Raw genomic sequence first — 12,427 nt, 5'->3', positions numbered from 1 at the left:
TAATCCGGTATATTTACCGGTATGATAAACACCGAGACACTAAAAATCACACTAGAGTTATTAACCCTCATTGCAGAAGTTGATGAGTTCAAAGGCGCGTGGCGGGCCTTGGGAACACTTGCGCCAGAGCGTCTTAAAGCGCTTCGCAATGTCGCAACCATTGAAAGTATTGGCTCATCGACCCGGATTGAAGGAAGCCAGCTTTCGGACCGTGAAGTTGAGAAGCTTTTAAGCAATCTTGAAATCGCCCGTCTCGGGAGCCGTGATGAACAGGAAGTAGCCGGATATGCGGAGGTAATGGATACGATTATCCATGTCTGGCAGGATATTCCCATCACAGAAAATTATATTAAGCAGCTTCATCGCGATTTATTGAAATACAGCGGTAAGGATGAACGCCACCGTGGGGCCTATAAAACGGTTAGAAACGATGTCGGGGCCTTTGACGATCAAGGCAATATGATCGGTGTCGTTTTTCAAACAGCTTCGCCCTTTGATACACCCCGCAGGATGGAAGAATTGATCGCCTGGTTTGATGAGGCATGGGAGACAAAGCATTTCCATCCGTTGCTTATCATTGCTGTGTTTGTTGTGGTCTTTTTGGAAATTCATCCGTTTCAGGATGGCAATGGCCGTTTGAGCCGTGTTTTAACAACGCTTTTATTGCTGAAGGCCGGTTATGCCTATGTGCCTTATTCCTCATTGGAAAGCGTGATTGAAAACAGTAAGGAAGGTTATTATCTCGCCCTGCGCCAAACCCAAGGCACAATTCGGGGCGATGCACCGGATTGGCAACCCTGGCTCGGCTTTTTCATGCGCGCCCTTCAACAACAAAAACGCGGTCTTGAGGTTAAGGTTGAACGTGAAAAGAATGCCCTGATGGAATTGCCGGAACTGGCTATAAAAATTCTGGATTATGTGCGCGATCATGGCCGCGTCACAACCCGCGATATGGTCCGAGAAGAAGGCGCAAGTCCTAACACCTTGAAGGCCACATTTAAAACATTGGTTGATCGGGGACTGTTGGTACGATACGGGGCAGGGCGATCAACCTGGTATGGTTTGAATTAATCTGAAGGTCTGAACTGTAAAAAATGCTTTCAAGCGGTTGTCTAACATTAAAAAGCATGACAAAAATAAAGGGCTAAATCTATGCGGGTGGTGGGGATGCCGTTATTCAATAAAAAATATATCAAAAAGCAAGTTGGGGAGCATCCTGCACCAATTCCGGATGAGCATTTGAAAACGCTCACAGATTGGGCGGGTTCCATTCAGGATGGTTCAATCTACCTGCAAAAAGAAACAGCCCTTCATGGGTCGTTTAAGTCTAAAATCGTTGAAGGTGTTTTAGGCTATCAGGATTTCACTACGGGTGACCAATGGACCGTTACGGCTGAACAGAATATTGGTCGCGGCGAAGTAGATTTGGCTCTTGGCATATTTTCCAATGAAGGAACGAAAATCCTTGCTCCTTTTGAACTTAAGGGCGCAAAAACCAAAGACCTTGATGCCATGATGCCGGGGCGCAATAAAACCCCGGTGCAGCAAGCCTGGGAATACGCAAATGCCGTACCCGGCTGCGGATGGGTTTTGGTGTGCAATTATGTTGAGCTTCGGCTTTATTCTTACGCAACGGGCAGTCTGACATATGAAACATTCTATTTTGCAGACCTGACCAAGCCGGAAGAATACGCCCGCTTTATGATGTTTTTGTCGGCAGACGCTTTGCTTTCAGGGCGCACGCAAGACCATTTGGCAGCCAGCCAGCGTGAAGAAAAAGACATTACCAACAAACTCTATGATGATTATAAAGAAATTCGTCATGTGCTGATTGACCAGGTTGCAAAAGCCGCCCCTGATCTGGATGGGGAAACCCAAATTGCCTATGCCCAGACGATCCTTGACCGGGTGTTGTTTGTGGCCTTTGCTGAAGACACCAGCTTGCTTCCGGAACGCAGCCTTGAAAAAGCATTTGAGCACGCTGATCCGTACAACCCCAAACCGGTTTGGGACAATTTCAAAGGTCTGTTCAAGGCCATCGACAAAGGCAGCAAGGACCTGAATATCCCGCGCTATAACGGTGGTTTGTTCAAGCGCCATCCGGGGATTGACAAGCTCAAGCTGGATGATCTGGTTTGTGAAGGGTTCAAACGTCTGGGCGAATATGACTTTGCTTCTGAAGTCAGCGTCACGATCCTGGGTCATATTTTCGAACAATCCATCACCGATCTTGAACGCCTTCAAGCCATTGCCCGGGGCGATGAGGTTGAAGAAGAACCTAAAAAAGCCAAAGGCACCAAAGGCAAGCGCAAGCGTGATGGCGTTGTTTATACACCGGATTACATTGCCCGCTTTATTGTGGACCAAACCTTGGGCGGTCACTTGGAAGAATTGTTTGACGATTGCCTGAAAGGCAATGTGGTCAAGGCCAGCCTTGGTAAGCCCTATGAAGAATTGCAATGGCGTGGCAAAGGCTCCGAGCTGAAAGCCTGGAAAGAATATCAAAAACGTCTGGGTAAACTGCGCATTGTTGATCCGGCCTGTGGCTCTGGCGTTTTTCTGGTAACGGCCTTTGATTACCTGAAAGCTGAATATCACCGGGTCAATGCCAAGGTAGCTGATCTATCCGGGGCGCAACCGGGTTTGTTTGACCCGGATGGTGAAATTTTGTCGAAAAACCTGTTTGGTGTGGACGTGAACTCCGAAAGTGTTGAAATCACCAAGCTCTCGCTTTGGCTCAAGACAGCACGGCGCGGCAAGGTGCTGGACAGTCTGGATGACCACCTGCGGGTCGGGGACAGCATCATTGAAGATGCCAATTATGCCTACCTCGAACATGGCTTTAGCTGGAGAGAAGCTTTCCCTGAAGTCTATAATGATGGCGGGTTTGATGTGGTGCTGGGGAACCCGCCTTATGTGAGGCAGGAATTAATTTCACCCATGAAGCCTTACCTTGAGAAAAGGTTTAGTGTCTATCATGGGGTCGCTGACCTATATTGCTATTTCTTTGAACGTGGGCTGCGTTTGCTTAAAAAAGGTGGTCATCTTGGTTATATTTCTAATGCGACCTTTTTCAAGACAGCCTCAGGCAAGCCCTTAAGGGAATATCTTTCAAACAACGCATCACTAGAAACAGTGGTCAATTTTGGAGATACACAGGTCTTTGAAGGTGTCACGACTTATCCCGCAATCCTGATTATGAAACAGGGTGAGGTTTCAAAAGATCATCAGGTTATGTTTTGGAATGTGACGGAGCTACCTAATTCGAACTTTGGGAAAGCGTTTGATAAAAATAAAGCGCCTTACAGTCAGATCAATCTTTCAAGCGAAGCATGGGAACTGGAAGATGAACGCTTATGGGCATTGCGTAAAAAAATTAAAGGCAATCGTAAATCATTGAAAGAGGTTTACGGAGCACCACTATATGGTATTAAAACTGGGCGAAATGAAGCTTTTGTTATCGATAAGAAAACGCGAGATAGATTGATTTCAGAGGACCCTAAATCAGCAGAAATAATTAAGCCATTTCTGGAGGGTAAAGACCTTAAACGATGGCATGCTGAAAGCCGGGATTTGTATCTGATTTTCACTAGACGTGGGATAGATATTGAAAATTACCCAGCAGTTTTAAAGCATCTTGAGCAATACCGAGAAAAACTGGAGCCCAAGCCATCAAATTGGAAACCTAAAAACAAAGATGATAAGTGGAAAGGAAGAAAAACAGGGACATACCAATGGTATGAAATTCAAGATACTGTTGATTACCATGATGAATTTCAAAAACTAAAAATTAACTACCCACACTTTTGTCAGGAAAGATTGTTTAATTTTGATAACAGTCATTTTTATTCTAACGATAAAAGCTATATCATCCCTGAAAGCGACTATTTGTTATTAGGTTTATTAAATAGCTCAACATATTGGTACATCATAACTGGCATGTCTCCAGCAGTTCGGGGTGGTTTTCATGAGCTGAGAATTCAGTATATGCAAACGTTACCTATACCAAGTGTGGACGAAGCGCAAAAAGAGGTTTTATCTTCTTTAGCCAAGGCTTGCCAATCAGCCGCAGAAAAACGCTATAAGCTCCAGCGATCCATCGTTCGCCGCATCCCAGACCTTTGTCCTCCTGAGCGTGAAGCCAAACTCTCAAATAAGCTTAAGTCATGGTGGGAGCTTGAAGATTTCAAGGCCTTTCAGGCCGAGATTAAATCCAAGTTCAAGGCCGACATCCCGTTGAAGGAACGCAACGACTGGGAAGAATTGCTGAGCGAAACCAAACAGCAAATCAATGCCCTTACCGCAGAGATCGAAGCTAATGAAGCCAAAATCAACGCCCTCGTCTATCAACTCTTCGACCTCACCGCCGAAGAAGTCAAACTGATCGAAGAAAATGTGTAATTGCAAGAGATGTCTTATTTGCTGCTTGAGAAGCATCTCAGCTTCAAATTTTCAAATTTTAAAGGGAAGTACAACGTCCAAGGTAAATGAAAAAGAGGTAGATGAGAAATGCCACTCTGTCCCTTCATTTTGTAAGTATATTGCATTTATTCCTTTCTCAATTGCAGCTCTTGTTGTGTCGAGCATAATTTTCGTTGGTTTTTTTTACCTGACTGACAAGTGGGAAGAATTTCGCAAGGTCATTCATAATTATCCAGATGATCTCTGGATACTGGCTATTTATGCTTTGATTATCGTGTTTGCACCATTGTTTGCTGCTATTTGGTTCAAAAGTTCTTTTGATAAACATTTTACTAAATGGTGGCGGCCTATATCTAGCTATGGGCAAGGTGTCACTTGGGACGATGTCAAATATATTCTCAAAAATGATCCCCTTTGCCTTGAAGAAAGGCTCACTTGTCCAAGATTTTCGCATTCCGTTATTGGCCTTTTTTATCTGACAGCAATCAGTGCAGCCTATTTACTTTTTATCTCATGGCATCCAGTTGACTTTATCTGCTTTGTACATAGTCTTGGAGATGTTGGTGCGGATGGGGAAGGGTTTCCTCTTGCTGTTGGGTTGGCTACAGCTGCGATTGCTGCCTTGGTTGCCTTTTTGCAATTTCGCGCAGCTGTGAAATCAAAAAACCGTCAAGACTGGATTGAAAAGCTGAGAGGTACATTAACTAAACTGATGGAGAATATTCCAACAGAAAGCGAATTAAGAAGCTCTCAAGAGAGAGTAAATGAAGAAAAACGAGCAAAATGTGTACAAGCAATCTGGGAGTTGGAGTTTAGAATCAACCCGTCTGAGCCTGATCATCGGGTGCTTTTAACTTTATCCCGTTTATTGATTTCTCGATATACTGGATACGACCCTTTCCGAAACCAAAATAATTCCATTTTGGACACTGATGCAAAGTCAATTGAATGCCTGAAAGAATGGAAGACTTTTGGTGACAATACTAAAAGCCTTAATTTCCAGCTCGCGAAGACTGATGAAGAGGTAGTTAGATGGTGCGATTTGAAAAACATGGTTGCCAAACTCTCCCAAGCTGTTCTCAAAAAAGAGTGGGAACGGGTGAAGCGTGGGATGTGATCAATGACGCGGCATATTTTTCGACTGACATATTTTAAGAATATTGAGACCTTCCTGCGCGATGGATTGGTTTTTGCGAAGAACCACCCGTCAGCGCAAAGATGCTGGCGGACGTCATATCCTGACATCGTGCATAGACGAGGTCGAAGCTTTTTTACGCCTGATCAAGATAATATTAACGACTATGTCCCATTTTATTTTTCTCCAATTACATCTATGTTTTATACAATTCATAAAGGTAACGTAGATTTAAAAGGGCCAGATGACATTTGCTATGGCAAAGCATCACAAGACGGAATTGTTTTTCTAGTTTGCAATACCGATAGGATAGCAAGTCAAGGACTACCACTTTGGTTCACTGACATTGCCTGCAATTCCGCGTTTATTCCAAATTTCGAAAATGATTTGTCAAAGCTATCAACACATGTTGACTGGCCTTTGTTCGAAGAAAGTTTTAGTAAAGCAAGAATTTCTGAAATTGGTTACCGTGGCGTTCATTGGGACTTCACAAGTAAAGATAATCCAATGGAATATAGGAATAGAGATAAGAAGCGCATGGCAGAATTTATGATCAAAGATGCCTTGCCCATGGATTTGGTGGATTGCATTGTTGTCCATAATAACGGTATAAAACAACAGGTCGAAACGTGGATGCAAGCCTCAAGCTTCAGCATCCCGGTTTACGTCAAGTCAGGGTGTTATTTTTAATTATGGCCATCATTTACACAAAAGGCGATATGTTTAAGACGGATGCGGATGCAATCGTCAACACAGTCAATTGTGTTGGGGTGATGGGCAAAGGTGTTGCCCTGACCTTCAAAAACAAATGGCCGAAAAACTTTAAGGCTTATAAAGCAGAATGTGACGCAAAGCGTCTGCGCCCCGGTAAGATGTTTATCTTTGAAAACGGCGACATGCTGAGTCAAGAACGCCCACGATATTTGATAAATTTCCCCACCAAGGATCATTGGCGCGGAAAGTCCAAAATGTCTTTCATTGAAGACGGTCTGAATGATTTTGTTGCGCAAGTTCAAAAACTAGAAATCAAAACCGTTGCCTTACCGCCGTTAGGTTGCGGCAATGGGGGCTTGCCCTGGAAAGACGTTAAAGCCGTTATCGAACAGAAACTTTCGGCTGTTGAAGGCATTGAATTTATTGTCTATGCCCCGAAGGAAGAAAACCTGAAGCCGGAGCATGAAGAATTTCCAAGTGAACCAATGACTTTTGAACGCGCATTGTTAATTCACACCATGGGTGATTTCGAAAAGTATTTTGGCGGCCACTTGACGCGCATTTCTTTGCAAAAGATCGTTTACTTTCTGCAAGAGTTTGGCTTTGACTACAATATGAAATTCGCTCGCCATAATCATGGGCCTTACAGTGAACGTCTCAAAGATGTTTTTAAATCCATGGAGCGAAAGAATTTCATTCATGGCTTTATCGATAAATCAGAGTCAGGAATTACAGTGACATCAGGCGCGTGGGCGGCGGCTGAGGAATTCTTCAATAAGGCCGATGCTTCAGAAGCATTTGCGAAAGTCAAAAAGCTATCCTTACTGATTGAAGGTTATGAAAGCCCTTATGGTATGGAGCTTCTTTCAAGCGTCCATTACCTTGCGCTCAAGGAAGGCCTCAAAAGCCCTGCCGAGGTCGTTGAGGCTATGCAATCCTGGAATGATCACAAGAAAAGCCAGTTTGCCCCAGAGGCGATTGAAACAGCCTATGGCCGCTTGCAAGAAGACGGGTTCATTCACTAGGCCATTTGTTTATTTGGAAGATTGTTTATAAACCTGCTTCTGATTTTGGGAGCAGGTTTTTCTTTCTGTTGAGCATTTATGCGAATAAACTAGCCCGATGTATATTGGGCTATTGGGAAGGGTGGGACCACTTCCCATAACTTGCCACCGGATACGACATAGAATGAGTTTTACAAATTTAGAGAAACTCGGAGAAACTTAGAGAATCTTGTAGAATTTCTCAGAATGGGGCTGAAACATAGAGAAACTAAGAGAAAGATGTAGAATCTTAGAGAAATTCGTAAAGTATGCCCTGAATTTTGGCTAGCCGCTTGAGAAACGCCTTGCTATACCTTTTAAAGGTGTATTCAAGTTTTCAGGGGGTGAAATGGCTATTCCGGATTTTCAATCACTCATGTTGCCAGTGCTGGACGCTGCCAAGAATGGTGAAGTTAAAATCGGTGATGTTGTCGAAAAGCTTGCTGATGACATGCAGCTCACCGTGGATGAAAGAAGCCACCTTTTGCCATCTGGGCGACAAACCACTTTTGCAAATCGTGTGCATTGGGCGAAGTCGTATCTTAAAAAAGCGGGCTTAGTCAGAATAACCAGGCGGGCATATTTCGAGATAACTGAGGAAGGTTTAAAGGCTTTAAATTCTAGCCCTGCAAAAATTGATATTGAGTTTTTGTCCCGATATTCAGATTTTCAGCAGTTTCGGGAATATTCCAATAGAAACAGTTATTCGCAGTCTTTAAATGATGCTGAAGAAACAAACGATAGCCTCACCCCTGACGAACAAATCCGAAAGGCAGCTCAAAGCCTCAACAGAGAATTGGCAATAGAGCTTCTGGCTAAAATCCGGGAAGGCACGCCGACTTTCTTTGAAAAGCTGGTTATCCGCCTGCTTCATTCTATGGGCTATGGCGGTTCTGTTTTGGAGATTGATAAAGCCCTGGTTGGCGGGGCTGGTGATGGCGGCATTGATGGTGTGATTGACCAGGACCCACTTGGCCTCGACAGAATTTACATTCAGGCCAAGCGCTATGGTGAAGGCAATAATATCGGCTCAGGGGCTATTCGTGATTTTTTTGGTAGTCTGGATCGGTTTAAAGCTTCGAAAGGGCTTTTTGTCACAACCTCGGCCTTTTCGAATTCTGCAAAAGAAACGGCTGAACTCTTGAGCAAACGCATCGTTCTTATCGATGGTCTTCAATTGGCCAAGCTAATGATTAAGCATGAAGTTGGTTGTCGAGTGGAAGAGGTCATCCAACTTAAGAAAATTGATGAAGATTTTTTTGAGTAGCCCCCAAAAAAATAACAGATCAACGGAATTTAAAATTAATACGGGCCTGTAGACAAGTGTGACCAGTTGGTCCCTTGTCTGAGTTTTCTATTTCATCCAACGCTCGCACCGATCTCGGTGCGGGCGTTTTTTTATGTCCAGACGAAAGGAAAGTTCATGTTTGGAAACGATCTATTGGGGCTGTCGTCGACCATCAGCCCTTTCAATGACACCCAACCCGATGATGTCATCAAAACCAAATCCGCCTTGGCTCTAACGGGCCACTATCAGATACCGGACTTTGGCATCACGCCGTACCCCGATACACCGATGATTGATGGGATCAAGAAGTTCCAGAAAGACAACGGTCTTAAAGTTGACGGTGTGATGAAACCGCAAGGCCCAACGGAAACAGCCCTTGGGAGTCAATCCAAGAGCATTTCCACGGTCAACCCGTTTGCAGCTTCACAAGAGGAGAAAAAGCTATCCACACCAAAGCCACCCAAGATTGATCCGTTGACAGGCTTGCCGGAGCAGAAAGCTCCGAAGCTGAAAATGCCGACTGCAAAACAGTGGGAACAGGTTGCCAAAATCCAAAAGCCGAAGACGGCGATTGTTCCAGAAGGCAACACGGTCAATCAACGTATTCAGTCTATGATGAGCGATCCGCGTTATCAGGACAAATTCGACACCCGCTTGCGTGACCATGTGCAAAAGCAGTTTCAGAAAGCCTATCCCGGTACGGTGGAATATGACGAAACCGGGAAGATGGTTCAGCCCGTTGCGGTGATTTCACCGGAGGACGTTGATCCTTACGACCCAGATGGCGAACTACAGTTTCAAACGATTACCAACAATATAAATAATCAGCAATCTGCGGAAAACTCGGTCGAGTTCATAGATGATGTAACTGAACCTGACGAGAAAATCTCTCAAAACGATTCATATGATGAGCAAAGAGAGCAAAAAGAAGGTAGTGAAGATATGCAGATGGCTTCAAGTGGAACAGATATTGAGGATGCTGTTGCTGATGCAAATAGCAAATGGCCTAACGCCAAAATCCGAATTACCGGACGTGCTCGCACTGTCAATAAGCAGGCAACCTTGATGGCAAAACGCCGCATGGCGAGCCGTGAAGATTTTATGGGGACATATACCAATCATGATTACATCAAAGAAATGGATCAATATGTCACTGACAACCCAAACGCCAGTCTTGGGACGGTAACCAGTGAATTTGAACGCATTATCCGAGCAGCCTTGGCAGCCGGTTATAAAGTGTCAGATCACCTATCAGATACGGCTCGTGATGTGAGCATACCGCGTGCGAACAAATCTGATGTTCGTACATTCTTTGAAAACAGTGGTATAAGAGTGTTGGATGAAAGTGGTGCAAGTAGTGGAGCACACTGGCACTTGGATTACCAATAAGCAAAAGGTACAGGGGAATGACCAAGATATTTGTTAAAATAGTTGCAGTCGTGAGCATATTGATGATGCACACCAACTCAATGGCATCTGATGTCGTTCCCCTATCCTTTTTTACAGACACAAGTGATGGGGTGCAGTGGAACTGGTATCTCCCAGACAAGAAGACAGTAACAACGCTCTATACATTCCAGAAAAAACCCGATGCTATTCATATCGACCACGATAGCAAAACCATTCAGGTTGTTGCGGATGGTGAGATCCTTCAATTCAATAAGAGTGGTCAGCGACAGAATACGGTCGTAAAATTGCCCACATTTATGCCCGATGAGCACCCCATTGTGCTTTGGCGTGACAAAACAGACGAGCAACTTCGTTTAGCAACGTGGCTATATATCAAGCCTAAAAATATAATCACGCAAAATGCTACAACTATTCTCAAACTCCCCAATGGCAATACTGTCAAAGCTATGTTGGAACCTGAATGGGGAACCCATCATGTAAACCGCATATTTACATTAAAAGATGGTGCTTGGCGTGTTCTTCATACGCTGGTAAGCAAAGGGGAAGCAGGGGATACACCGGGCCTTACGGTAATTAAACCCTATTTCCATGAAGCGGGTAGCAGTGACTTTAAACTGATCGCCAACAAGTATTGTGCGTCATTGCAGGAATTCTATCCGGGTCGTATCTGTCATAGCGACCCCATTGACAAAATTCTATTGAAGCTACTTTTTGCAAATACTTTTACAGACTGTGAACGCTCATCTGATGGGTACATTAAGCCTCGTAGTTGTGCCATTGATACGATTGGGCTTATCAATTGTCCTGATTGTATTTATGACCTGATCCACGCCTCTGTACAAGGTGACCGTCTTCACGCCATGACCCCACTCTATCTCTTGGAAAAGAAGACACAGAAGTACGTCGAACTGACACTGCCCGGAATTTCTTCCGGGCAACAAGTCTGGCTAGACCAATCTGGGCATCATATTTTAGCTGAAACACGAGGCAAGGTCTTTGTTATTGATATGAACACCGGCTCTGCCATTTCCGCTACAAGTGGCTATGAAGCAGTGTGGCTGAAAAATCTCAACCAGAGAAATTGACATGCACAAGCTCGAAGGTGAATGGATTGAGAAAATTCCTGCCGATAAGGTATCGCCTACGAAAACAAGGCCACAAAGTATGAGTTTAACAGCACCATTTTTGAAAAGCATTTCGGTTATCTCTGAACAACGAAAGAAGGATAAATTCCCATTCAATACCTTGACGTTTTTGAACGATACATTCCGTTTGAATTTTGAAACCCCTATTACCTTTTTCGTTGGTGAAAACGGTTCTGGGAAATCCACGGTATTGGAAGCACTGGCACAATTATGTGGTTTCCATAAAAGTGGAGGAAGTCATATGCACCAATTATATCATTCAGATGATGGTGTCGTTTCCGGGTTAAGAAACACCCTGCGACCATCATGGTTACCTAAAGTCAGCCAAGGTTTTTTCTTTCGTTCAGAAAGTTTCTTCAACGTCGCTCGATACGTCGATATGGAAGGTAATCCTTACAAATATTGGGGCGGGAAACAGCTGCACGGACAGAGCCATGGTGAATCTTTCTTAGCTGCATTTGAAAACCAGTTTAAGACTGACCAGAAAAAAATGTTTCTGTTAGACGAACCCGAAACCGCACTCTCACCAACTCGACAATTGTCGTTTCTCTCTTTGCTACATGAATGGCACCAATCAGGAAATGCACAATTAATTATCGCAACACATTCGCCGATCCTACTGTCATACCCTAATGCTCGGATCATCGAATTCAGCCATGATGAATTGCGTGAAGTGACTTATGAAGAAACTGAACATTACAAAATAACCAAAGCATTCATGGCAAACCCGGATCGTTTCCTCAAAGAACTAATATCTGATTAAGTGGTGGAAGTTGAAATTTCAGAGCCAGAATACCGTAATGAAAAGTCATGACCTTAGTCGCTAGAAAGCGATGGCAGTGGGACTTGACTATCCCTGACAGGCTTTAATCCCGCATTTTCGAAAACGTGAACCGCATCCAACTGTGGCATGATCTGTCTGATGTTTTGATCGACCCGCTCAAATCTGCGTTTTATGTCTTCAGGGGGAACTCTGTGGCCGCCATCCAGGACCCGACTGTAGACGCGGCCTAGTGATTGTTGCCAGGAATTCAATTTCATGTAGATCAGTTTGATCTGAAAGCCTGCGCCGCGGGCTTTTCGAATTAGGTTGAACCCTGCACGACCTGAAAAGGTTGTTTCGACAATGAATGATGTTCTGGATTTTATGTACTAGAAGTGGCCCCTATATGTTGGACAGTTTAGCAGCGAATTTAAGGTGGGATGCCTGAGTTAATATTTATGCTGCGATACCGTTCATCGGGGTTAACCCCGATGAACGGTAGTAAAC

10 protein-coding genes are annotated in these 12,427 nt (G+C 44.2%); 9 read left to right on the top strand and 1 reads right to left on the bottom strand.

The window, feature by feature from the left end; all coding sequences use genetic code 11:
- Positions 1–21 precede the first annotated feature (21 nt).
- From IEW74_RS13335 to IEW74_RS13295, 9 genes are all read left to right on the top strand, one after another.
- A complete protein-coding gene (locus tag IEW74_RS13335) occupies positions 22–1,071 on the top strand; it encodes a Fic family protein (protein ID WP_188666065.1) in 1,050 nt (349 codons plus the stop codon).
- A 168-nt stretch (positions 1,072–1,239) separates the two neighbouring features.
- Positions 1,240–4,401: an Eco57I restriction-modification methylase domain-containing protein gene (locus IEW74_RS13330; protein WP_229734358.1), complete on the top strand. Its 3,162-nt coding sequence runs from the start codon at positions 1,240–1,242 to the stop codon at positions 4,399–4,401.
- Between the two features lie 25 nt (positions 4,402–4,426).
- Complete coding sequence (locus IEW74_RS13325) at positions 4,427–5,539, top strand: hypothetical protein (RefSeq protein ID WP_188666061.1); 1,113 nt, start codon at positions 4,427–4,429, stop codon at positions 5,537–5,539.
- Between the two features lie 3 nt (positions 5,540–5,542).
- Positions 5,543–6,247, top strand: coding sequence for a DUF4433 domain-containing protein (locus tag IEW74_RS13320; RefSeq protein WP_188666059.1), 705 nt, complete (start codon positions 5,543–5,545; stop codon positions 6,245–6,247).
- 2 nt (positions 6,248–6,249) lie between these two features.
- On the top strand, positions 6,250–7,296 hold the full coding sequence (gene darG, locus IEW74_RS13315; RefSeq protein WP_188666057.1) for a type II toxin-antitoxin system antitoxin DNA ADP-ribosyl glycohydrolase DarG: 1,047 nt from the start codon (positions 6,250–6,252) through the stop codon (positions 7,294–7,296).
- 367 nt (positions 7,297–7,663) lie between these two features.
- Entirely contained in the window at positions 7,664–8,581 is a 918-nt protein-coding gene (locus tag IEW74_RS13310; RefSeq protein ID WP_188666055.1) for a restriction endonuclease, read from the top strand.
- A gap of 156 nt (positions 8,582–8,737) precedes the next feature.
- Positions 8,738–9,991: a hypothetical protein gene (locus IEW74_RS13305; RefSeq protein ID WP_188666053.1), complete on the top strand. Its 1,254-nt coding sequence runs from the start codon at positions 8,738–8,740 to the stop codon at positions 9,989–9,991.
- A gap of 17 nt (positions 9,992–10,008) precedes the next feature.
- Entirely contained in the window at positions 10,009–11,097 is a 1,089-nt protein-coding gene (locus tag IEW74_RS13300; RefSeq protein WP_188666051.1) for a hypothetical protein, read from the top strand.
- Position 11,098: 1 nt separating this feature from the next.
- The gene (locus tag IEW74_RS13295; protein WP_229734357.1) at positions 11,099–11,920 is read left to right on the top strand and encodes an AAA family ATPase; all 822 of its coding nucleotides are present in this window, start codon (positions 11,099–11,101) and stop codon (positions 11,918–11,920) included.
- A 53-nt stretch (positions 11,921–11,973) separates the two neighbouring features.
- On the opposite strand, the gene IEW74_RS17655 is transcribed toward IEW74_RS13295, so the two are convergent.
- Positions 11,974–12,306 (bottom strand): zeta toxin family protein, encoded by a 333-nt coding sequence (locus IEW74_RS17655; RefSeq protein WP_373283813.1) that lies wholly within the window; start codon positions 12,304–12,306, stop codon positions 11,974–11,976.
- Positions 12,307–12,427: the final 121 nt, after the last annotated feature.

The sequence above is a fragment of the Terasakiella brassicae genome (assembly GCF_014641495.1).
In the GTDB taxonomy this organism is placed as follows: Bacteria; Pseudomonadota; Alphaproteobacteria; order Rhodospirillales; family Terasakiellaceae; genus Terasakiella; species Terasakiella brassicae.
This window is presented reverse-complemented; position numbering and strand designations above follow the sequence as displayed.